The organism is Parapusillimonas sp. JC17, from assembly GCF_052180245.1.
GTDB lineage: Bacteria > Pseudomonadota > Gammaproteobacteria > Burkholderiales > Burkholderiaceae_B > Parapusillimonas.
This window is the reverse complement of sequence record NZ_CP197474.1, coordinates 3,109,108-3,132,092: the sequence shown is the minus strand read 5'-3', so window position 1 is coordinate 3,132,092 and position 22,985 is coordinate 3,109,108. Positions and strand designations below refer to the sequence as shown.

The 22,985-nt window shown below is 61.0% G+C and carries 20 protein-coding genes; 17 read left to right on the top strand and 3 right to left on the bottom strand.

The window, feature by feature from the left end:
* The first annotated feature begins 6 nt into the window (after positions 1 to 6).
* The 4 genes from ACSBPU_RS14995 (at position 7) to ACSBPU_RS14980 (ending at position 4,581) form a co-directional block, all read left to right on the top strand.
* Complete coding sequence (locus ACSBPU_RS14995) at positions 7 to 1,293, top strand: ATP-binding protein (RefSeq protein ID WP_442592829.1); 1,287 nt, start codon at positions 7 to 9, stop codon at positions 1,291 to 1,293.
* A gap of 132 nt (positions 1,294 to 1,425) precedes the next feature.
* Positions 1,426 to 2,475, top strand: a complete 1,050-nt coding sequence (locus ACSBPU_RS14990; protein ID WP_442592828.1) for a glycosyltransferase family 2 protein — start codon at positions 1,426 to 1,428, stop codon at positions 2,473 to 2,475.
* A complete protein-coding gene (locus ACSBPU_RS14985; RefSeq protein ID WP_442592827.1) occupies positions 2,459 to 3,931 on the top strand; it encodes an ArnT family glycosyltransferase in 1,473 nt (490 codons plus the stop codon). Before ACSBPU_RS14990 ends, ACSBPU_RS14985 begins: the two co-directional genes overlap by 17 nt.
* 110 nt (positions 3,932 to 4,041) lie before the next feature.
* Positions 4,042 to 4,581: a cytochrome b gene (locus ACSBPU_RS14980; protein WP_442592826.1), complete on the top strand. Its 540-nt coding sequence runs from the start codon at positions 4,042 to 4,044 to the stop codon at positions 4,579 to 4,581.
* Positions 4,582 to 4,599: 18 nt separating this feature from the next.
* Here ACSBPU_RS14980 and ACSBPU_RS14975 read toward each other — a convergent pair whose 3' ends face one another.
* Positions 4,600 to 5,325, bottom strand: a complete 726-nt coding sequence (locus tag ACSBPU_RS14975; protein ID WP_180068120.1) for an FCD domain-containing protein — start codon at positions 5,323 to 5,325, stop codon at positions 4,600 to 4,602.
* A gap of 192 nt (positions 5,326 to 5,517) precedes the next feature.
* On the opposite strand from ACSBPU_RS14975, the gene ACSBPU_RS14970 reads away from it, so the two are divergent.
* The 9 genes from ACSBPU_RS14970 to ACSBPU_RS14930 all read left to right on the top strand — a co-directional run bounded on the left by ACSBPU_RS14970 (position 5,518) and on the right by ACSBPU_RS14930 (position 14,083).
* Complete coding sequence (locus ACSBPU_RS14970; protein ID WP_442592825.1) at positions 5,518 to 6,300, top strand: SDR family NAD(P)-dependent oxidoreductase; 783 nt, start codon at positions 5,518 to 5,520, stop codon at positions 6,298 to 6,300.
* A gap of 54 nt (positions 6,301 to 6,354) precedes the next feature.
* Positions 6,355 to 7,575, top strand: a complete 1,221-nt coding sequence (locus tag ACSBPU_RS14965; protein WP_180068122.1) for an ABC transporter substrate-binding protein — start codon at positions 6,355 to 6,357, stop codon at positions 7,573 to 7,575.
* A gap of 69 nt (positions 7,576 to 7,644) precedes the next feature.
* On the top strand, positions 7,645 to 8,547 hold the full coding sequence (locus ACSBPU_RS14960) for a branched-chain amino acid ABC transporter permease (protein ID WP_442592824.1): 903 nt from the start codon (positions 7,645 to 7,647) through the stop codon (positions 8,545 to 8,547).
* Entirely contained in the window at positions 8,544 to 9,530 is a 987-nt protein-coding gene (locus ACSBPU_RS14955; protein WP_442592823.1) for a branched-chain amino acid ABC transporter permease, read from the top strand. Before ACSBPU_RS14960 ends, ACSBPU_RS14955 begins: the two co-directional genes overlap by 4 nt.
* A complete protein-coding gene (locus ACSBPU_RS14950; RefSeq protein ID WP_442592822.1) occupies positions 9,527 to 10,294 on the top strand; it encodes an ABC transporter ATP-binding protein in 768 nt (255 codons plus the stop codon). The genes ACSBPU_RS14955 and ACSBPU_RS14950 overlap by 4 nt, the downstream gene beginning before the upstream one ends.
* Positions 10,287 to 11,006 (top strand): ABC transporter ATP-binding protein, encoded by a 720-nt coding sequence (locus ACSBPU_RS14945; RefSeq protein ID WP_442592821.1) that lies wholly within the window; start codon positions 10,287 to 10,289, stop codon positions 11,004 to 11,006. The genes ACSBPU_RS14950 and ACSBPU_RS14945 overlap by 8 nt, the downstream gene beginning before the upstream one ends.
* A gap of 5 nt (positions 11,007 to 11,011) precedes the next feature.
* On the top strand, positions 11,012 to 11,737 hold the full coding sequence (locus ACSBPU_RS14940; RefSeq protein ID WP_442592820.1) for an SDR family NAD(P)-dependent oxidoreductase: 726 nt from the start codon (positions 11,012 to 11,014) through the stop codon (positions 11,735 to 11,737).
* 4 nt (positions 11,738 to 11,741) lie between these two features.
* A complete protein-coding gene (locus ACSBPU_RS14935) occupies positions 11,742 to 13,478 on the top strand; it encodes an FAD-binding protein (RefSeq protein WP_442592819.1) in 1,737 nt (578 codons plus the stop codon).
* Positions 13,475 to 14,083, top strand: a complete 609-nt coding sequence (locus tag ACSBPU_RS14930) for a glutathione S-transferase (RefSeq protein ID WP_442592818.1) — start codon at positions 13,475 to 13,477, stop codon at positions 14,081 to 14,083. The genes ACSBPU_RS14935 and ACSBPU_RS14930 overlap by 4 nt, the downstream gene beginning before the upstream one ends.
* On the opposite strand, the gene ligD is transcribed toward ACSBPU_RS14930, so the two are convergent.
* A complete protein-coding gene (ligD, locus tag ACSBPU_RS14925) occupies positions 14,040 to 16,481 on the bottom strand; it encodes a DNA ligase D (RefSeq protein WP_442592817.1) in 2,442 nt (813 codons plus the stop codon). The two genes, ACSBPU_RS14930 and ligD, sit on opposite strands and share 44 nt — an antisense overlap.
* Before the next feature lie 5 nt (positions 16,482 to 16,486).
* A complete protein-coding gene (gene ku, locus ACSBPU_RS14920; RefSeq protein ID WP_442592816.1) occupies positions 16,487 to 17,524 on the bottom strand; it encodes a non-homologous end joining protein Ku in 1,038 nt (345 codons plus the stop codon).
* Positions 17,525 to 17,666: 142 nt separating this feature from the next.
* Here ku and ACSBPU_RS14915 point away from each other — a divergent pair, with 142 nt between their 5' ends.
* Genes ACSBPU_RS14915 through ACSBPU_RS14900 form a run of 4 tightly spaced genes read left to right on the top strand, consistent with a single transcriptional unit; the run spans position 17,667 to position 22,805 of the window.
* Positions 17,667 to 18,965 (top strand): imelysin family protein, encoded by a 1,299-nt coding sequence (locus ACSBPU_RS14915; protein WP_442592815.1) that lies wholly within the window; start codon positions 17,667 to 17,669, stop codon positions 18,963 to 18,965.
* A 21-nt stretch (positions 18,966 to 18,986) separates the two neighbouring features.
* The gene (locus tag ACSBPU_RS14910; protein ID WP_442592814.1) at positions 18,987 to 20,498 is read left to right on the top strand and encodes a di-heme oxidoreductase family protein; all 1,512 of its coding nucleotides are present in this window, start codon (positions 18,987 to 18,989) and stop codon (positions 20,496 to 20,498) included.
* Complete coding sequence (locus ACSBPU_RS14905) at positions 20,495 to 21,631, top strand: imelysin family protein (protein ID WP_442592813.1); 1,137 nt, start codon at positions 20,495 to 20,497, stop codon at positions 21,629 to 21,631. The genes ACSBPU_RS14910 and ACSBPU_RS14905 overlap by 4 nt, the downstream gene beginning before the upstream one ends.
* Positions 21,612 to 22,805, top strand: a complete 1,194-nt coding sequence (locus ACSBPU_RS14900; RefSeq protein ID WP_442592812.1) for a DUF1513 domain-containing protein — start codon at positions 21,612 to 21,614, stop codon at positions 22,803 to 22,805. Before ACSBPU_RS14905 ends, ACSBPU_RS14900 begins: the two co-directional genes overlap by 20 nt.
* Positions 22,806 to 22,985: the final 180 nt, after the last annotated feature.

Sequence of the window (22,985 nt, the reverse complement as noted above, 5' to 3'; positions counted from 1 at the left end):
CAGTCCATGAAACCGAGGTCGATTGCAAGGCGAGTCTATCGGGCCATTCTCGCCGTGAGCGTGATCACGACGCTCGCCATGGTGGCGACCGTCCTTCTGGTCAATGAGGACTTGGAGCACACCATGCTCAACGTCGAGTTCGCACAGGAGCGCGATTTCATACTCCAGAATCATGCTGGAGACGATGTTTTTATATGGGACACGCCGGGGTTTTCGGTCGCCTTCTTGCCCTCCGGCGAAGCCCATCCCCCTGCTTTGCCGCAAATATTCAGGGGGTTGCCAAGGCATTACGCAGCGGAAATCGAACTCGGGGATGAAACCTACCTCGTGACGGTGGAGCCGGCGAGCAATGGTGTGCTGTATATAGCAAAGAACATAACGCATTTCGAGAAACGCGAAGCGCTCTTCGGAGTTGCCCTCATCATCATGGCGCTGATCATCGTTGCGTTCAGCCTGTTGCTTGCCATATTGAGCAGCCGCCGTATCGTCAGGCCGCTGAGGCTCTTGTCCGAGCGCATCAGCAGAATACCCGTCGGGCCCAGCATGCCGCGCATGACGGTTGACTACGGCGATGTCGAACTGCATTCGATCGCGCGGACATTCAACCGGTTTCTCGACGAGCTCGAATCCTTTGTCCGCAGGGAGCAATCCCTTTTGAGCCTGGCCAGCCATGAACTGAGGACGCCGATAGCGGTGATGTCCGGCGCTTTGGACGTGATAGAACTGCGCGATCAGCTAAGCGATAACGACCGGGCTACATTGAGGCGCGTTCGGCAGGCATGTGATGAAATGAGGGACAACGTCGAGATTCTGCTCAAGCTCGCGCGCCGTGACCCGGGCGATCCGGTTAGGGAGTCGATAGACGTCGGCGCGATTGCGCAGAAGGTCCTTGATGATTTGGCGGTCGGCCATAAGCTGGAAGGCCGGGCAAGGCTCGACACGGCGTCTACGCTGCTTGTGGAAGCGGATCCCGTGATGGTTGGAATGCTGCTTCGCAACCTCATCCAGAATGCGGCGCAGCATACCGAACATGACATCAGACTGACGATATGCAAAGACTCCATAGAGATAGAGGACCAGGGGCATGGCTTGGCGGTGGAGCATCAGGCCATCCTGACGGGGCGAAAGAAGCTGGCGGCCGATGGGGGAGCGCTGAGCGGACTGGGCCTTTACATCGTCACGTTGATGGCTGAAAGACTGGGTTGGCGCCTCGATATTGCGCACACGGACAAGAACGGCACAAAAATACGCCTGGGCGTCAACAGGTCCCAGGACCTGTTGATGAAATCTTGATGTTTGCTTAACGAATTCTTGTTGCCCGCTTTCGTATCCTGACTTCATCGTTTGGGCTTGTCGAAGCCCAGGCCTCTCGCCGTGGTGGCGGAGGGAACGATTCTTTTATTCTTTACGAAAGGATTTTGTTCGATGAATGCTTTAGCCGAAGAATGGCCGTGCGATGCGTACGCGGCCCATCCGATAGGGCTGTCGGTCGTCATCCCGCTGTACGACGAGCATGAGGTTATCCAGGCCATGTACGCGCGCGTGACGGCGGTGCTTGTTGGCTTGCAGGTCGCTTACGAACTGGTTCTGGTGGATGATGGCAGCCGGGATGGCACGTCCCACATGCTCCACGAACTGGCTGCTAAAGACTCGACCGTCACGGCGGTTTTCCTCAGCCGCAACTTCGGAAAGGAAGCGGCGCTTACGGCCGGCCTGGAGCATGCGGGCGGCGAGGCGGTCATCATCATGGATGCGGACCTGCAGGATCCGCCGGAACTTATTCCGCGAATGATGCAGGCCTGGAAAGCGGGCGCCGAAGTGGTGTGCATGCGTCGGCGTTCTCGGGCGGGAGAGTCCTGGTTTAAGCGCTTCAGCGCGCATGGGTTCTACAGACTGCTCAATGCGATCAGCGATGTCGACATCCCGCCGGACACCGGCGACTTTCGCTTGCTGAGCCGTAAGGCGGTGGATGCCTTGCTTCAGCTCAATGAACGTAATCGATACATGAAGGGCTTGTTCGCATGGATCGGGCTGCCAACGACGGTCATTGAATATGACAGGATGCCGCGCATTGCCGGCGCTACCAAGTGGGACTATCTGAGCCTGTTCAATCTTGCATTCCAAGGGATCACTTCTTTCTCTACCGCTCCCTTGCGGCTCGCCATGGCGGGCGGGCTTCTGACCGCTCTGTTCGGTGTGCTGTTCACTCTCTGGATCGTCGTCAAGGCGCTGGTTCTGGGCGACCCCGTTCAAGGATACCCGTCGCTCATATCCATGATTGCAATTCTCGGAGGGGCGCAGCTTCTATCGATAGGCCTGCTGGGAGAGTACCTCGGCAAGACGTACTACGAAACCAAGCGGCGTCCGGTTTATATCGTGCGCGACGTGATGCGCAGCGGGAAGGCGGCGAGCGGCATCAACGGCAAGTTCGGCTGGAACAAGGCAAGCAAGGATGGCTATGCAGCAGCCGAGTAAAGCAGTCTGGCCGCTGTTTTCGTTGATTTTGCCGTTGCCGCTCTTCTCCATGACGATCGTCCCGTTCTACGATACCAGTGAACCCCGCTACGCGGAGATCGCGAGGGTCATGGCGGAGACCGGGGATTGGATCACTCCGTGGTTCAGCGATGGCGTGCCTTTTTGGGGCAAGCCCCCGCTTTCATTCTGGGCGCAGGCGATTTCAATGAGGGCATTCGGCTACACCGAGTTCGCCGGCCGTCTTCCATCTTGGCTGTGCCTGGTCCTGACCTGCATCTTGTTCGTCATCGGGTTAAAGCCCGTGCTGGGCGCGCGCGTCGCATTATGGACGGCCATCATCTATAGCACATGCACCTTGGCCTACATAAGTTCGAATGCCGTCCTGACCGACCCGTTCTTGGCGCTGGGCACGACGCTGTCCCTGGTTTCGTTCGCCCGGGTGGCGCATGGCGGCGGTGCGCAACGGTGGCGATACGGAGTGTTCCTGGGCCTTGCCATCGGTCTGCTGGCCAAAGGCCCTCTGGCAGTGCTTGTCATCGCAGCGCCTATCGGGATCTGGACGGTTTTCCACCGCAATATCCGGAAAGCCACGGTGTCGCTACCATGGCGAAATGGGCTGGCGCTTACCCTGCTTTTGACTTTGCCGTGGTATGTTTTAGCCGAGATCAAAACCCCGGGATTCATCGATTACTTCATCGTGGGCGAACACTACCGGCGGTTCGTCGACCCGGGATGGGCAGGAGATCTATACGGCAGCGCCCATAGGCGGGTCCATGGCACGATATGGATTTACTGGCTGCAAGCGTCGTTTCCGTGGGGCCTGCTCGCTCTGGCCGCGGTGGCTGGTGCGTATCGCAGCGTGCGTCTGCGCATGGCAATGCAAGCCGCCCGCGAGAGGCCACTGTTTGGCTATTGGATGTCGAGCGCGCTGTTCGTACCCGTTTTCTTTACCTTCTCCGCCAACATACTCTGGACGTATCTGCTCCCTTCTTTGGCGGGTTTCAGCGTTCTCGCGGCCATGCTGGCGGTCGAGATAATGGACCGGTATGCGTCGCTGCGCGGTAGGTTGCTGTGGGCCGCCGCGCTGGTGCCCATGGCGGTGTCGGCGGGAGGCGCCGTCATGTGGATGGAGCCCGACCTGCGAAATACGGAACGCGAGCTGGTCCGGTACGCCATGCACCAGCCCGGGCCTTCGGTACCGCTGTTCTATCTTGCGGAGCTTCCTTTCTCGGCTCAATTCTATTCGGCGGGGCATGCTCGGGAAATCACGGAAGCGGACCTGGCGCGGCTCATGACACAGGGCGAGGCGTTCTATCTGGCGATTCCCAAGGACAGGCTGGACGCGGCCGTACGCGATCTGCATGAGCCTCTGCTCCCCGTCTTCTCGAATAAGCGGTTCAACTTGGTGAGGGTGCCGTCGGCCGATCTCCGTCGATCCCGAAATCCGGGCGCCTGAGTTTTCTGTATAGTTCAAGCGCCTGACGGCCCAATGGAACCATTCGTGCTTCAGATCGTCTACATTCCTCTGATAGGCTGCCGAGTTTGAAATTCAAAAAGGGGAAAAACATGCAAGCATCCGCCACGTTCTGTGATTCGTCGTCCCGTTATGGGCTGGTGACTCGGTTTCTGCATTGGGGGATGGCGGTATTGTTTGCCTGGCAGTTCACCTCGGTCGGAGCCAGAATATTCGCCGAGGATTCGCCGTTCGACCAGTTCATGTGGGCGACGCACAAGCCGGTGGGGGCCTTGCTGATGCTGCTGATCGTGCTGCGCACCATATGGGCCGCCCTGAACTTCTCGAGGCGGCCGGCTTCCGTCAGTGCGGCGGCTAGTATCGGCCATAAGCTGATGTATGTCTTGATGTTCGCCGTCCCGCTCATTGGCCTGATCCGGCAGTATGGCTCGGGAAGGGAATTCTCTCCCTTCGGCTTGCCTTTGATGGACGGCTTCGAGGGCGGGCGGATCCACTGGATGGTGGATCTGGGCGGCAATTTCCATGGCTTGCTTGGCCTGGTTCTGCTGGCTTCGATCGTCGGGCATATCGTCGCGGCGGTTTGGCATGCGCGTTCCAGCGAAACCACGGTGTTGCCGCGCATGGTGGGCTGACGCGGCCGGGTTTCTTGTTCAGGGCTGCGCGAGCAGCCCTGTTTGTGGCCCGGCGGCGGTTGCGCCCGGCGGAATCTCTTGCCGTGCCAGTCTTTCATAGTTGTTCGTGAGGATGATGCCGGCGTAGTAGACATGTTCCCGCATCAGTGCCTCGGCCCTTGCGGCATCCCGTTTGATGATTGCCTCGACGATGCGATGGTGGTCGCCATGCGAGCGGTAGATGATGTCGTAGTCGTCCCAAAGCATGATGCGATCCGAGGCGAAGGGCGTGGTCTGCGCCTGGGTTGCGAAACGCGTCACCCATGAGTTGTCGGCGGCATGCAGGATGGTATTGTGAATCCGGACATTGACTTGTTGATAGGGCGCATGGTCTTCGGGCCGCAAGCTGCCGCAGGCCAGGATGGCATCCCCTTGGGCAAGGCAGGCCAGCAACTCGTCCTTGGCGGACTCGCTGAGGCCGCGCTGGGCTGCCCGCCTGCATGCCAGTCCTTCGAGCACTGATCGGACCTCATAGGCTCCTATGACCTCTTCGAATTTATACACGCGCACTGTGTAGCCGCGTTTGGGCTGGTGCTCGAGCAGTCCGTCGTTGCCCAGCAACGCCAGGGCGGCCCGTACCGGAGTCCGCGATACGCCCAGCTTCTTCGCTAACGGAATCTCTTCCAGCCGCTCACCGGGCGGAAGCACACCCTGGATGATCCATTCGCGCAATGTTTCTGTAACTGAATGTGATAATGTATCCATGAGAAGAATTGTATACATGGAAAGCCGGCTTCTACCACTGGAATTGAAGGGTTTTTTGGAGAAATCTAGGGTAAACCTTAATTTTTGCCTTAGTCTCATGTATTCATAATTGCCTCCTCTAGACGATATTCTTGATATTTTTCAATTATCAGGAAGAGATCGCACATCACATGTATACATACGGGCAAAAGCATGGAGCAACACAAGGAGACAAAGGGGTCGGGCCTCGCATTGGTTACCGGCGCGGCGGGCGGCATCGGGTCGGAAATTTGCCGCAGGCTTGCGGATAGAGGTTTGACAGTCGTGGTGGCGGACCTCGACGCGCAGCGTGCGCGTGCGGTGGCCGAAGAACTGGGACCCACGCACTTGTCCCTGGCGTTCGATGTGGCGGACGAGGCCGCGGTCGAGTCGGCATTCTCCAAGCTGGAATCCGATCACGGTCCGGTACGCGTGGTGGTATGCGCTGCGGGCTTGCTGCAGTTCGAGCCCAACGGGGATCGGCCCTTGATCAAATCCACGGAGCTCGAACTCTGGAATCGAAGCATGGCCGTGAACGCGACAGGCGTCTTCCTTTGCGCCCGCGCTTATGTCCGGCGCCGCGAGGCGGCGCCCGTCCCGCATGGCCGCTTCATCACTTTCGGATCGGTTGCCGCTCAATTGGGCGGCTATCGATCGAGCGCCTCTTATATCGCCGCCAAATCCGCCGTGCTCGGATTCACCAAAGCGCTGGCGCGCGAGGTCGCGTCGCTGGGCATTACCGTCAATAGCGTTTCACCAGGTTTGATCGATACCGAAATGCTGCGCAGCACGGTGACCAGCAGCGGTGCGATGGAGGCAGCGGCGGCCAGCATCCCGCTGGGCCGCATCGGCACGGTGGCCGACGTGGCCTCGGCCGTCGATTATCTCGTTTCGGAAGAGGCGGGATACATCACAGGTGGCGTCATTGATGTGAATGGCGGCTATCGCATGCAATGAGTTCGCTTTCGAATGCGGCAGTGAACTGACTATAAATACCATGGAGACATCAATATGAAGATATTCAAACGCATGGCAATGGCGGTGCTGATCGCCGGCGTGGGCGCAATGCAACCCGCGCTCGCCCAGACCGAACCCGGCATTACCGACAAGACGATACGCATCGGCCTGTTCTCGCCGCTTTCAGGGCCGGGCATGGCCTATGGTTTCGACGTGATCAACGCCGCAAAAATGTGGTACGACAAGATCAACAAAGAGGGTGGCATTCATGGCCGCCAGATCGAACTTGTCATCGAGGATACCCGCTGCAACGCGAATGACCTGGTGGCGGCGGTGAAGAAGCTGGTAGAGCAGGACAAGGTCTTTCTGCTGAATGGCGGCTCCTGCTCGGCAGCGGTGGTGGGCGCTCGTGAATATGTCGAGCGTGCCAAGGTTCCCTTCCTGATGCTGAACGCATCGGGCGACGGGGCGCTGTATCCGCCTTCCAAGTACATCTATGGAGCCTTCTCGATTTCCCAGCATGCTCTCGGCGGCTCCGCCGTGCAATTTGTGGCGGAACACCTCAAGGCCAAGAAGATCGGCTACATCAACCATGATGATGCCTACGGTACATGGAACCTGGAGGCGGCCGAGGCGCAGGTGAAGCAGCTGGGCGATGTCAGCCTCAATGTGCAGTCCATCAACGCCAACATCAATGATGTGACGGCGCCCATGCTGAAGATCCGGGCCGCCAACCCAGACGTGCTGGTGCTCACCACCTATGCCCGGCCGGCGGCGCTCATCATCAAGAAGGCGCGCGAACTGGGCTGGACCAAGCCCATTGTGCTGACCGTGACCGGCACCGCCGATTTGACGCAGCTGGTCGAGAACGTGGGTGGGCCGGACGCCCTGAAGAACTTCTATATTCAGGACGTGCTGGCCGCGCTGCCCTCGGATCCCAAGCTGGCGTGGGTGTATGACATGTACAAGCAATACTACCCGGACCTGGCAGCCAAGCCGGGACATCCGCAAAGCTACATGCCCTACGGGCTGCCGTCGGCCATGTCTATCGTAAAGGCACTGCAAGAGGCCGGACCCGAGCCCACGCGGGAGAAAGTGCTGAGCGCGCTCGAGAACATGAAGCTGGAAACCAACGTGATGGCGGCGCCGGTCGAGTTCACGCCCACGGACCATGCGGCGTTGAAATCCGCCATCTACATCAAGTTCGACGGCGTCAACAAAGAGTTGATTCCGGGCACGTTCAAGAGCGTCTGGCAGTACGTTCCCAAGCAATAGAAGGAGAGTCCCGCACGGGGCGGATGCCGGCCGCCGGTTGACGGCCGGCGGAAGGTGGAGAACAAGACAATGACGCTAACGGAAGTCTGGCTGTTCCTGCAGCAGGGAGTGCTCTCGGGCCTGGTGACGGGAAGCGTCTATGCGCTTCTTGCCGTCGCCTTCGTCACGGTATTCAAGACGACGGACGTGCCCAATTTTGCCCAGGGCGAGATCTTCATGGTGGGCGGATACGCCGCCCTGGCCATGGTGCTCATGCAGCAATGGCCTTCGTGGGTGGTCATTCCCTTGACCTTGCTGTTCGTTGCCGCCATCACTGCGCTGTTCCAGCGCATCGTCATGGAGAAGGTGGTGAAATCGAAGGGCGTCGGCGTCCAGCTGGTCATCGCGACGTTGGGGCTGGCCTATGTGCTCAAGGGCGCCGTTCGGCAGACCGGCCTGGGCGATTCGCCCAGGTCGCTGCCGCCTCTCGTGTCGACCGACACCGTCATGATCGGGGACGCGTTCCTTACCAAGCTCGACCTCATGATCTTTGCAGTCGCCGTCGGCACGATGGTGGCGCTGTTCCTGATGTTCAATTTCACCCGCATCGGCAAGGCGATGAGGGCGGTAGGCATGAATCCCCGCGCCGCGCAGATTGTCGGGGTAAGCCTGGTGCGCATCCGCACGGCGGTCTGGGCGCTGGCCGGCCTGATTTCCGCCGTGACGGCCTTACTCATCGCCCCCAAGATCCTGATCACACCGGACATCGGGCACATCGCCATCCTGGCCTTCGCTGCCGCCATCGTGGGGGGAATCTCGAGCATTCCCGGGGCCATCGTGGGCGGCTTCATCATCGGCGTCGCGGAAAACCTGGTGGGGCTGTTCATTTCGACCAACGCCATCGTGGTCGCGCCTTTTCTTGCCATCATGATCGTTCTGATCGTTCGTCCCCAAGGCATCCTTGGCGGCAAGCTGCAGGTTAAGAAAGTATGAAAATCGATCTCGACAAGGGACTGCTGCTGGCCTGCGCCGCAATACTGGCGGTCTTGCCCTTCGTGGCCAGCGGCTACGTGCTCTTTATCGTCAATCTCCTGATGGTCTACATCGTGCTCGCGCTGGGCTTGCACATCGTCCTGGGCGAGACCGGGCAGTTCGCGCTGGCGCATATCGCCTTCTACGGCATAGGCATCTACACCGCGGGCATCATCAATAATGCCTGGCACCCCAACTTCGTCATTTCCATACTCGTCAGCGCAGTGGTGGCGGGAGTCCTCGGGTACATGCTGGGCGCGCTTGCGATCCGGATGCGTGATATCTATCTCGCCTTGTCGACTTTCGCTTTCGGGGAAGCCATGCAATGGGTTTTCCTGAACTGGGTTGCCGTCACCAATGGGTCCAACGGTTATCGGATGTCGCCCGCCCAGTTCTTCGGCTTCGAGCTCGTGTCGGACCTGCGCGCCTATCCATTCGTCGTGCTGGCGGCGGGCGCCATGCTCGGGCTGACCGTGTACCTGTCCCGCTCGCAGCTCGGCTCCGCGTTTCGGGCCGTGCGCGAAAGCGATGTGGCGGCGCAGGCCATGGGCGTGAACGTCAATCGGGTCAAACGCATCGCCTTCATGATTTCCGCCGCCTATGCCGGGCTGGCGGGCGGTCTGTTTACGACGTTTTCTTCCTTCATCCACCCCGACAGCCTGGGCTTCCAGGCAACGGTGCTGATCCTGATCATGATCGTGGTGGGCGGTATCGGTTCGGTTCGTGGCGCCATCGCCGGCGCCGTCATTTTCGGGCTGATTTCTGAGCTATTGCGTCAGGTCCTTTCTTTCCAGGAGATCATTTATGGCGCCATCCTCATTTTATTCATGATGTTTCTGCCCAAAGGGCTCTTCAGCGGGCGGGAATCGAGGCGATCCGTCATCGCTCGGGAAGTCGGAGGAAAAAGCCGTGTCGGAACGGAAGCGAAGGGGACCAAGGCATGAGTTCTCACGATAATCTGCTGTCGCTCAAAGGCTTGACGGTGCAGTTCGGCGGGCTGACGGCCATCAAGGATCTCTCGTTCGAGGTGAAGCGGGGCACCGTACACGCGCTCATCGGCCCCAACGGCGCGGGCAAGTCGACCACCTTCAATTGCATTTCGCGCTACTACGACCCCACGCAAGGCAGCATCCGGTTCGATGGCACGGACATCACCCACCGGCGCGCGGACGAAATGGCCGGCATGGGCGTGGCGCGCACCTTTCAAAATCTGGAACTCTTCAACGAATTGTCCGTGCTCGAGAACGTGCTGCTTGGAACCTATTCGCACGGCGCCCGCGGCCTCCGCAAGGTGCTGAGGGCACCCGCCGTCGAGACCCGCGAGTTTGCCGAACACCTCCTGCAGCGGGTGGGGTTGATCGATTATCGGCATCATTTTGCAAAAGGCCTGGATTTCGGACGCCAGAAAATGCTGGAACTTGCGCGGGCCATGGCGATCCGGCCCAAGCTCCTGCTGCTCGACGAACCGGCTGCCGGCTTGCGCAACCGCGAAATCGATGCGCTGGACAGCATACTCACGGAGCTTGCCGGCAAGGAAGGCATGACGATATTGCTGGTGGAGCACGTCATGCAGCTCGTCATGTCCATTTCCGAGCGCATCACCGTGATGTCCTTCGGACAGAAGATTGCCGAAGGCACGCCCCAGGAGATTCGCAGCAACGAGAAAGTCATCGAGGCCTATCTGGGCAAAGGGGGCGCTCATGAGTGAGCCACTGCTGCGGGTGGAGTCGGTTTCCGCGTCCTATGGGAATATTTCGGCGCTGGAGAACGTGTCGCTGCAAGTGCCCAAAGGGGAAATCGTCGCGCTATTGGGCGCCAATGGCGCGGGAAAGTCGACGACGCTCAATGTGATCTCGCGCATCGTGCGGCCCACATCCGGTTCGGTCCGGTTCGATGGGCAAGCCATCCATGACCTTCCGACGGACGAAATCGTTCGCCGGGGAATCATCCAGGTGCCGGAAGGCCGCGAAGTCTTCCGCGACATGAGTGTCCGCGAGAACCTCGAAATGGGCGCCTACACGCGGCGCGACCGTTCCGGCATTGCAGGTGACTTCGACAATGTGTTCCGGATCTTTCCGAGGCTGAAGGAGCGCGCGTCACAGAAGGCGGCCACCCTGTCGGGCGGAGAGCAGCAGATGCTGGCGACGGGAAGGGCCATGATGGCCAGGCCGCGCATGATTCTCCTGGACGAGCCTTCCATGGGCCTGGCTCCGCTGATCATCGAACAGATCTTCGATACGATTTTGACCCTGAACCGGGAGCAGGGCATGACCATATTGCTGGTCGAGCAGAACGTGAAGCTGGCGCTTGCGGTGTCCAGCTATGCCTATATTCTCGAAAATGGCGAAGTGGCGCTCGAGGGCAGGTCTTCCGATCTGCAGAACGATGAAGGCGTGCAGCGCGCCTATCTGGGGGCCTGACGCATATGAAACGGATTGCCGTGGTCACGGGCGGTGCCAGCGGAATAGGCAAGGCGATCGCGCGCAGATTGGCCGAAGACGGCTTCCACGCCGTGATCCTCGACCGGAACGCAGAGCAGCTGAAGAGCGTGGTGGAACTGTATCGGGGCGACGGCCTGGACGTCGAGGGGCGCGAGCTGGATCTCACCGATGCGACGGCGGTCCGCAGGCTGGTGGAAGATCTTCCTTCCGTCGATGCGCTGGTCAATAATGCCGGCCTCTTCGACGAGCGGGGATTCTTCGACGCCGATCCGCAGGACTTCCGGCGCATGTACGAAATCAATCTTGTCGCCGTCGCCACCTTGACGCAGGCGGTTGCGGCAGGCATGCGGCCCGGTGGGAAAGTCGTCAATATCGCTTCGCGCGCCTATCTGGGCGCCAGGAATCATATCCATTATGTGGCATCCAAGGCGGCTTTGGTCGGCTACACCAGGGCCTGCGCCATGGAGCTCGGGCCGCGGGGCATACTGGTGAACGCGGTGGCTCCCGGCCTCATCGACACCCCCATGTTGAGGGCGCTCGATCCGGAACGCATGGCGGCGCAGCTGGCGCTGCAGCCCACCGGCAGGGCCGGCAGGCCCGAGGACATTGCCAACGCCGTGTCTTTCCTGGCCGACCCCAAGATGGAATTCATTACAGGCCAAGTCATTTTCGTGGACGGCGGGAAATCCCTGGGCGGGTCGGGAGCTTAATCATATGAAGGATTCTATACGCTGGGATCGCTCGTTCGACGTGGTCGTCGCGGGCTCCGGCGCCAGCGGCATGTCCGCGGCGCTTACGGCGCACTTCGAAGGGCTGGAAGTACTGATCGTGGAGAAGGCGGCCAGGATCGGCGGATCAACCGCAATCTCGGGCGGTGCGGTCTGGCTTCCGCTGAACGCGGACGCAGCAGGCGCCGGCCATCCGGACAGCTATGAGGAAGTCTGGGAATACTTGTCCCATACGGTGGGAGACGCCTCTTCGGCCGATATGAAGCGGGCCTTTCTCGATGCGGGCCCGGCCATGTACGACTACATGGTGTCGCGTGGGGCGATCAAGCTCGCTGCGCGCACCTATTCCCCCGACTATTATCCGGATCTGCCCGGCGCCGCCATGGGCGGGCGCTCGCTGGACCCCGTGGAGTTCGACGGCAGAACGCTGGGGGCGCGATTTCGTGAACTGCGGGATCCATTGAAGGAATTCCTGGTGCTGGGCGGCATGATGGTCAACATCAACGACGTCTATCATCTGCTGGGAGCAAGCCGCTCGCTGAAGTCGTTCTTGCATGGAGGGGTGCTGGTGCTGCGCTACTGGGCGGATCGCCTGCGGGGCTATCATCGCGGTACGCGGCTATTGCTGGGTAATGCCTTGGCCGCCCAGCTATTTCATGCGGTGCTCAAGCACGGTCTTCCCTATTGGCTGGAATCTCCAATCTGCGGCATACACCAGGACGGCGAGGGGCGGATTCTGGGTGTGGCGGTGAAGCGCCAGGGCGCAGTCATCAACATCCGGGCGCGTAAGGGCGTGGTCGTCGCTACCGGCGGTTTTCCATGGAACGAGACACTGCGCAGCAAACACTATCCCAAGCCCACCGGTCCCTGGTCCATGGCGCCGCGCGACAACGAGGGCCAGGGCATAGAGCTGGCCTTGGCGGCGGGCGCAGCCATGGGCGATGCCCACGTGTCGCCCGCTTTCTGGGCGCCGGTATCCCTGCTGGAACGCAAAGAAGGCGGTCCGGTTCGCTACCCCCATTTGGTCTGGGACAGGGCGAAACCAGGATTGATCGCGGTCGATGCGTCGGGCAAGCGCTTTGTCAACGAGTCGGCCTCGTACCATGAATTCGTCAAGGCCATGTATGGTGCCAATCCGGCCTCGCCCGCCATCCCGGCCTATTTGATCTGCGACCATGGCTTCATCGAAAAATGGGGCCTGGGCCTGGCATTGCCGGGAGGACGGCCCAGGCGGCACTTGATCGACGCTGGCTATCTGATACGCGGCGACAGTCTGGAGGATCTCGCACGGCGGCTGAATCTGGATGCGGCGGTATTGTCGGAGACCGTGAAGCGCTACAACGATATGGCGCAAAACGGCGAGGACCTGGATTTCGGAAAGGGAAGCACGGCCTATAACCGGTATCTGGGCGCCCCGGGCCATCTGCCCAACCCCTGCCTTGGTCCCGTCGTCCGGCCCCCGTTCTATGCCGTGCGGGTGGTCGCCGGCGACATCGGCACGGCCTGCGGCGTTTCCACGAATGAGCATGCCCAGGCTTTGATGGCCGATGGCAAGGTCATTCCAGGCCTGTACGTGGTCGGCAACGACATGCAGTCCGTCATGGGTGGCGCATACCCGGCTCCCGGTATTACATTAGGGCCTGGGCTCACATTCGGCTGGATCGCGGGCCGGCATTTGGCTCGCGCCGCCAGCCATCAACATCAACAGGAAAACCAAGCATGAAGATCTATTTCTCTTCCTCCTCGCCTTTTGTACGCAAGTGCATGGTGGTCGCCGCCGAACTGGGTCTGGCCGAGCAGATCGAGAAGCTGCCGAGCGCCGCGAATCCGGTCACCCGCGACCAGACCATCGTCGCGACCAACCCGCTGGGCCAGGTGCCGACTTTCTTCACCGAGACCGGTCAGGCCTTGTATGACAGCCGCGTCATTTGCGAATACCTGAATCATCGAGGAAACGGAGAAATCTTCCCTTCGGACCCCGACCGCCGTTGGCAGGCGCTGACGGAACAATCGCTTGCCGACGGAATTCTGGATGCCGCGCTCCTGGCGCGCTACGAGAAGGCGGTTCGCCCGGCCGAGTTCCAATGGGAAGGCTGGACACAGGGCCAGATGGAGAAGATCGTCAGCGGTCTCGGATATTTCGAGAAAGCCATTGCAGGCAAGGATGGTGTGGTGGACATCAGCACGATCTCGCTGGCTTGCGCGCTCGGTTACCTGGATTTCCGTTTCGCCGACTACGATTGGCGCAGCGCGCATCCGGCACTGGCGAAGTGGTACGCGAGCTTCAGTCAGCGTCCTTCCGTGAAGGATTCGGCGCCGCCTGCTTGAGAATCCGCATTGCCCGTGTCAAGGTGGTGGCGGCTTCCGCATAATCCGCCCATGGCGCATTACCTTCGCTCATGCGCTCCCTGATGTTTTCCAGGCGCCAGTGCTGCGGCCCCTCCAGGCGTTCCACTTCGTCCCATCGTATTGGAACCGAGATGCCTATGCCCGGCCGGGCCCTGGCCGACCAGGCACATACGGTGGTCGCTCCGAAGCCGTTGCGCAGATAGTCGATGAAGATTTTCCCGACGCGGTTGCGCGGTCCGCTGCGTGCGCTGAAATGACGAGGCAGAGTCTTGGCAAGATGGGTCACCACGTCGCGGGAGAACGACTTGACCGTATCCCAGTCGTGGCGCCGCTGCAGCGGCACCACGACGTGCAGGCCCTTGCCGCCGCTTGTCTTGATGAAGCCGGGAAGTTCGAGTTCGTGCAGGAAGGCGCGCAGTATCAGCGCCCCTTCCTGGACCGCCGGCCACTCCACTCCCTTGCCCGGATCGAGGTCGAAAGTCATGCGGTCCGGTTTCGCAATCAGCGTCTTGCGCGCATTCCAGGTATGGAACTCGATCACATTCATTTGCGCCGCGGACAGCAGGCCTTCGGTGCCGGGAATCTCCATCAATGGATCGTGATCGGGATCAAGGTCCCGGGAAAGCTCGCGAATCCCGGGTATCTGGGTCGGGCCAAGGTGCTTTTGAAAAAACATCGAGCCGGTGACCCCGTCAGGTGCGCGCAACAGCGACACCGGCCTGTCCTTCAGGTGTTCGATCAATAAAGAAGCCGCGTCGGCGTAGTAATCGACGATATCGATCTTGCGGGTACCCGTCGTTTCATCCACGACGCGTTCGGGATGGCTTACTTTGGTGGTTCGGCCGGCGTTCTTTCTGGCTTTCATGCTGGTTTCCCGGGAAATGGAACGGGCGGGCTTGTCGGTACGCAGCCCATGAAAGACGGCATGGCGTATGCGGCCGGAGCCGGTCCATTGCGCGAAGGACACCTCGGCCATCAAGTCCGGACGCACCCATATTGCGCCTTTCTCGGTTCCCGCCGTGGAGGCGAGCGGGCTGCGTGCGGTCCGGATCGCATCGAGCTGTTTGCGCAGCGCGGCCAGCGACCCTGAACGAAAACCAGTGCCCACCTTGCCTGCATAGCGCAGCGTTCCATTTTCGTCGTGCACACCCAGAAGCAAGGCGCCTACGCCTATGCGCGTACCTTGAGGCTCCGTATAGCCGACGATGACGAATTCCTGGCGCTGCCCGCACTTGAGCTTGATCCAATCCGGCGACCGGCTCGAAACATAGAAGGAATCCTTGCGCTTGCCGATCAGGCCTTCCAGACCCAGCCGGCAGGCGGATTCCAGAAGGTCTGCGGCAGGGACGTCGAAGCCTTCGCTGAACCGGATGCGCTCATCATCGCCGTCCAGCAGGCCTGATTGTTCCAGCAAGGACTTGAGGCGATCGCGCCGCAGGGTCAGGGGCTGGCGGCGCAAGTTCCGGCCGAGGGAATAGGGCAGATCGAAAAGATAGTAAATGATGGATTCCGGCGAGTTGTCGTCAAAAGAGCCTTGCAAGGCTTGAAAGTCGGGGACGCCTTTTGCGTCGAGGACGACGATTTCGCCGTCGTACCAGCCTTCTGGCAGGCGGCCGGCGGCTTTCGCCAGCGGCCTCAAGCGATGCGTCCAGTCGAGTCCGCTGCGCGTATACAGGCGCGCGCTGCCGTCCGCCACCCGAGCCAGCAGGCGATAGCCGTCGAATTTCGCTTCAAACACCCACTCCGCGGCGTCGGACGGTGCCGCATCAACCAGGGTTGCGAGCTGGGGCTTGAGCATGGCGGGCAGGCTTTCGCCCGCTGCGGCTACCGGTTCGGCGACGCTGTCCGGCATCTCGTCGACGATGTTGAATGAGCTCGAAGGACGGGCGTGCGCATCGTTTTCCTTGATCAACAGCCATGGCGGGTTTTTCTCGCTTTTTCCCTTCATTCGCACCAGTGTCCATCCGCCGCGCAGTTTCCGTCCGTCCAGCGTGAACTTGAGTTTGCCCTCCCGGTATCCGCGCGCCGCGTCGCCTTGGGCCTTCCACACGCCCTGGTCCCAAATGATGACTTTGCCCGCGCCATACTGCTTCGCGGGAATCGTTCCTTCGAAATCCTTGTATGAAATGGGATGGTCTTCCACGTGCACGGCCATGCGCTTGTCCGCCGGATCGAGGCTCGGGCCTTTGGGAACCGCCCAGCTCTTCAGGCTTCCGTCCAGCTCCAGGCGAAAATCGTAGTGGAGCCTTGTCGCCCAATGCTTCTGCACCACGAAGACGGGTGCCTCCGTGCTGGCGGCGCCGCCGGCGCTGGGTTCGGCCGTCTGCGAAAAATCACGCATCGAACGGTATTGGCGCAGCGGATCTTTTTTCGGCATGTCGATCAAGCCGCTTTGGCGCTGCCTTTGCGCGGGGTGCTACGGGGCTTCGCGGCGGCGGCCTTTTTGGCCGCACTTTTGACGGCGGTCTTTGCGGCGCTCTTGCGGGCTGGCTTGGCAGAGCCGCTCGGCGCCGTCCTGGAAGCGGCCTTTGCCGCTTTCCTGGGCGCCGCTTTGCCGCTGGCCGGCGCTTTCGCTTTGGCGGGCTCGGCTTCCGCTGTCTTGCGAGCGCCGGTTCCTTTATTGAGACTGCGCTGCAACATTTCCGTCAAGTCATAGATGCGGGCGCTGGGAGCTGTTTCTTCCAGGGACTCAGCGGAAGCGACGGCGTGGATGTCGCCGGCTTCGAACTTTTCTTTGACGAGCTGGAGAATCTGTTCCCGAAACGAGTCGGAGAAATCGGTAGGCTCCCATGTGCCGCTCATATTGGAAACCAGTTGTTCGGCCATAGCGAGCTCCTTGGGGCTGAGCCCGTTGGCCTTGATGCCTTTCTCGGGAAGATTCAGGTCCTCCGTGCCGCGCAACTCGCTTTCCCATCGCATCAGGTTCAGGATCAGCGCGCGTCCGCAGGCCATGACAATGGCGAGATGCTGACGAGTATGGATCACGACTTTTGCGATCCCCGCCTTGTCGTTCTTGGCCAGCACCTCGCGCAACAGCGCGTACACTTTGGCGCCTTTGTTGACCGGGGCCAGGTAGTAAGGGCGTTCCAGGTAGGCAAAGGGAATGTCGTCGATGGGTACGAAAGTTTCTATTTCCACTGTCTGAGTGGTCTTGGGGTACGCAGCGGCGATTTCCTCCGGAGAGAGGACCACGTACTGTCCGTCCTCGTATTCAATGCCCTTGACGATATGTTCCTTGCGGACTTCTTTCCCGGTCACCTTATTGACGCGCTTGTATCCCACCGGTTCCATGCTGCGCTCGTCGAGCCAGTCGAAATCGATGCCCTGGCTTTCCGTCGCCGAATAAAGGGCAACGGGAATATGGACCAGACCGAATGAAATGGCGCCTTTCCAGAGGGAGCGCCTGTTGCCTGCAGCCATGTGCCTTTCCTTGTGGGTGTGTGCGCCTGCCGCAGCAATTTCCGTGCCTCGGCAGTGCGCGGGCGTGGCTGGCAGCACCGGTTTCGTAATGAAAATCGTTTACAATTTCGTTTTACGTCCATGCCGTCAAAAAGGGGGGAGCATGAGGAAATGGCTGTTGAGTGTCGGCTTGGGTGTCGCGATGTGTGGAACGGCGGCGCATGCCGATGTCGCGCCTTCGGCGGTGCTGCAGACCTATGCCGACATCGCTCTGGCCGAATACGAAGACGCGCTTTTCACCGCCAAGGCCTTGCAGGACGCGGTGCAAGAACTGGTTGACAAGCCCAGCGCCGATTCGATGGCTGCGGCGCGCAAGGCATGGCTGGCTGCGCGTGTTCCGTATCAGCAGACTGAAGCCTATCGTTTTGGCAATCCCATCGTCGACGACTGGGAAGGCAGGGTCAATGCGTGGCCGCTGGACGAAGGCATGATCGATTACGTCGACGCTTCCTACGGCACGGATTCCGATGCCAATGTCTATTACGTCGTGAACGTCATCGCCAATCAACAACTGAAGGTCGGCGGAAAGTCGGCGGACAGCAGCCGCATCAATGCCACGCTGCTGCGTGAAGTCCTGCACGAAGCCGACGGCAACGAAGCGAACGTTGCAACCGGCTACCACGCGATCGAGTTCCTGTTGTGGGGACAGGACTTGAACGGAACAGGCCCCGCGCCGGCCGGCCGCCAGGGCACGCCGCAAGAGCGGCATGCGGGCAACCGGCCCTACACGGATTACGACGCGAAAAACTGCACGGGCGGCCATTGCGACCGCCGCGCGCAGTACCTGCAGACCGCGACCGACATGCTGGTGTCCGATCTGGAGGAAATGGTGGCTAACTGGAGAGAAGGGGGCGAGGCTCGCCAGGCCGTCCAGGATGACGCGCAAGCCGGGCTGGTGGCCATGGTGACCGGACTGGGAAGCCTTTCCTACGGAGAGCTGGCTGGCGAGCGCATCAAATTGGGGCTCATGCTGCATGATCCCGAAGAAGAGCACGATTGCTTTTCGGACAACACCCACAATTCGCACTTCTATGACCAGGTCGGCATGATGAATGTCTATCTCGGGGAATATCAGCGCGTGGATGGCTCCCGCGTCAAGGGAGCATCGCTGTCGGACCTCGTCCGCCAGCGCGACCCGGCGCTGGACGGGGAAATGCGCGCCCGGCTGGGCGAGACGCTGTCCGCCATGCAGGCCATGAAGGACAGGGCGGAGCAGATCGAAACCTATGACCAGATGATCGCGCAGGGCAATACCGAGGGCAATGCGGTGGTGCAGGCGGTCATCGACGCCTTGGTTACGCAGACACGCAGCATAGAGCGCATCGTCACTGCGCTGGATCTGGGACAGGTTCAGCTGGAAGGGTCGGACAGCCTCGACAACCCATCGGCCGTCTTTCAGTAGGCGGCGTTTTCAGCCCAGACCGTGCGATCCGCCTTCTTTCTTGCCTTCGTTCTTGCCGCATGCACGAGTGCCGCGTGGGCGGGCGGTCCGCAGCGTGCCGATCTGTCGCAAGAGGAACGGCAACGCGTCCGGCGGATCACGGCGCCCGCCGCGCAATTCGACCGGGCGGAATCTTTTGAGGCGATGCAGGGCGGCGCGGGCACCGTCCGCAAGCTGATCAACCCCGATATTTTCTCTCATCCCGCCGCCAACCTTGATTTCGAAGGCCGGCAGGACTTCATGGTCGGGAACGGATTGTTCCGCAAGGACTGGGTGTCGTCCCCGTCCTCCACTCAGGCGTCGGACGGGCTGGGCCCGTTGTTCAATGCGCGCTCGTGCCAGGCTTGCCATGTGAAAGACGGACGTGGTTCCGTCCCGGGCTTTGATCCCCTGCAGCAGAACGATGCGGTGGCCTTGCTGCTGCGCCTGGCGCTGCCCGATACGGCCCAGGAGGCCCAGGACCGATTGAAACGCGCCGGCAACGTCTTGATTCCCGATCCGGTATACGGCCATCAATTCCAGCCCTTTGCGGTGCCGGGGTTGCCGGCGGAAGGGGAAATCAGAATTTCCTATCAAGAAAACCCCGTCGGCTTGAACGGCGAGGAGGCGGCGGTTCTCATGGTGCCAAGCTATCGCCTGGAGTCGTTGGGCTATGGGCCCCTGCATCCCGACGTGCGCGTCTCGCCGCGCCTGGCGCCGCCCATGCTTGGCCTGGGGCTGCTGGAGGCGATACATCCCGACGACATTCTCGCCAATGCCGCGGCAGCGCGCGGAGACGGCATTTCGGGCAAGCCAAACTGGGTGCTCGATCCCGACACGGGCGAGCGAGTCCTGGGGCGTTTCAACTGGAAGGCCGGCGAATCCTCGGTGGCGCGCCAGTCGGCGAGGGCTTTCTCGGGCGATATGGGCTTGTCCTCGCCTTTGTTTCCAGACCACTATGGCGATTGCACCTCGGTTCAGGAGGCCTGCCTCGCCATGCCCAATGGCGCGCAGTCTCATCTGGGCGAGCACGAAGTGCCGGGGCGCTTGATGGATCTGGTGACGGCCTACGCACTCAATCTGGCGCTGCCGCAACGGCGCAACGTCGAGGACGAGCGGGTGCTCGCCGGCAAGAAGCTGTTTTACGAGGCCAATTGCATAGGCTGCCATGTGCCCAAGTATGTGACCAGGCGCGACGCCGAGCGGCCCGAGCATCGTTTTCAGCTCATCTGGCCCTATACCGATCTGCTCTTGCACGACATGGGCGAAGGCCTGGCGGACAACGTGGAAGAGGGCGAGGCATCCGGGCGCGAATGGCGGACGCCGCCGTTGTGGGGCATAGGCCTCACGCGAACGGTCAATCCTGCCGCGACGTGGTTGCATGATGGACGGGCCCGCACGTTGCTGGAGGCCATTCTCTGGCATGGAGGCGAGGCGCAGGCGGCCCGCGACCGTGTCCGCGACATGACGCCGGCACAGCGTGCCGACCTGATCCGGTTTCTGGAGTCTTTATGAATTGCCGGCAAAAGCCTGGTCAGGCGAAGGGGTCAGACCCCATACGGGGTCTGCCCCCCCGGCGCTTGGCATCGGCGGCCATCACAGCCGGCCTGGCTTCGTTGGCCGTTGCGAGCGCTTGCTGGGCGGGAACGCTGCCGCCGCAACTGGGGGCGAACCTGCTGCGGGACTATATTAGTCCGGCCATGCGGGAGTTCCGCGATTCCGCGCGCAATTTGATGGCCGCGGTGGGCCTGTATTGTGCGCGGCCGGCACAATCGTCAAGCATGGCCGTCGCCAAAGAATTCGCCACCCTGGTCGGTGCGTGGTCGCATATCGAATTCCTTCGGTTCGGTCCGATGATGAACGAGAACCGCTATGAGCGCATCCAGTTCTGGCCTGATCCCCGCGGCGTTGTCTTGAGGCAGGTACAGGCGGTGCTCAATGGGAAGCAGGATCTGCCGGATTCCGAAGGGCTGGCGAAGCTGAGCGTGGCGCTGCAGGGATTGCCCGCGTTGGAATACGTGCTTTATAGAGAGCATGGCCTGCTGTCCGGGCAGGCGGCCGGGCGCGAACGTTCCTGCAGGTTCGCCGGCGCCATCACGGGCAACCTTGCCGCCATCGGGGAGGCGTTGACGACGGAGTGGCGCGCGGACAGCGAGTTCGGACGTCAATTCGTACAGCCTGCACCGGACCGGGCGCTGTACCGCAGCCGGCAGGAAGTCGCATCGGAGGCGCTCAAGGCTTTATCGACGGGACTGCAGTTTGGACAGACCGTCAAGCTTCAGCCGGTACTCGGACGCGATGCCGCCGGCGCCACGCCGCGCCGTGCTCCATTTTGGAGGAGCGGGCTTGCAGCCATGTCGCAGCGGGCGGCAATCGAAGGCATGCGCGGATTTTACCTGGCTGGCGCATATCAGTACGGCGATGATGAGCAATGGGTGGATGAAAGCGTGCGGAATGAGCTGCAAAGGGCGGCGGAGGCCTTTGGCCGACTCCCGTCGCCATGGGACCAGGCAGTGAACTCGGACGATGGCTACCGCCAGCTTCAGCTGATCGCCCTGATTCTGAAGAATGCGAAGAGTGTGGTGGACGAACACATGGCGCCGGCGTTCGGCGTAAGGATAGGATTCAATGCGCTCGATGGAGATTGAACGGCGCCGCTTGCTGTCGGCCATTGCGCTGGGCGGATTCTTCATCGGCCTGGACGCGATCAAAGGGGTCAGACCCCATACGGGATCTGACCCTATGCGCAGCAGTGCGCAATCCCTTGCTTTGGACGGCGGCGGAAGCGCCTCCGCCATCCAGGAAGACGTTCTTTATCTCGCGGCGCGAAAAAATGGCGAACGTTACGAAGCGGCCTTGTTCGATGACAAGGCGAAGGATAGATCGGTCATTTCCTTGCCGGGCCGTGGGCACAGTTTCGCGATAGACAGCAAGCATCGCCGCGCCGTTGCATTCGGCCGGCAGCCCGGTTTCTTTGCGGTGGCAATGGAGTTCGACTCCGCCGGCGAACCGCTCATCCTGAAGGCGGAGGTGGGCCGCCATTTTTACGGCCATGGTGTGTATGCGCCGGATGGCCGCCGTTTGTACGCGACCGAGAATGACTACGAGGCGGGGCGTGGCGTAATCGGGGTGTACGACTGCAGGCCGGGACAGGGCTATGGCCGCATCGGCGAATACTCCACGGGCGGCGTAGGCCCCCATGAGGTCGTGCTATTGGCGAATGGGCGCACGCTATGCGTGGCCAACGGCGGTATCCTGACGCATCCCGACTACGGGAAACTGCAACTGAACGCGGCTGAGATGCGGCCGTCCCTGGCGTATCTGGATCTGGCCACGGGAGACTTGCTGGAACAGGTATTCCTGGATGAATCCTTGAACCGGCTTTCCATCCGCCATCTGGTCGTGGACGAGGCGGGATACGTATGGTTCGGCTGCCAGTACACCGGGCCGGCGGCCCATAGGCCTCCGCTTCTGGGCAGGCATCGGCGCGGGATGCCCGCCGAATTGCTTCAGGCCGACGAAGGCAACTTGCGAGCCATGAAGAACTATATAGGCTCGCTTGCCTACGATCCCTGGGGCAAAGTGGTGTCGACGACGAGCCCGGTGGGCGGTGTGGCTGTTTTCTGGGATGCGCAAAGCGGGCAATGCCTGGGACGAAGCGCGATTTTCGATGGCTGCGGCGTTGCAGCCGCGCCCGGCGGCGGGTTTCTGATCAGCAGCGGCGACGGGCGCCTGGCAAGAATCGCGCCGAAGGATAATTTCAAGGCTGTCGTCCAGGCTGAACGGCAACTGGCCTGGGACAATCACATGCGCCGCGTTTGACGGGTAATGCGGTCACGGCGGAGGATCGTTACATTATCCAGGAATGCGCCGTTTCGTACAGGCGTCCAGAACGTAAATTTCCGTCATTCCCGATGGGGCGTAGCTGTTAAATCCTTGAAAAACGTATGATTTTTCCGCAATGGGCAGCACCGAAAAAGCCTTAATGAAAACAGGTGCTTG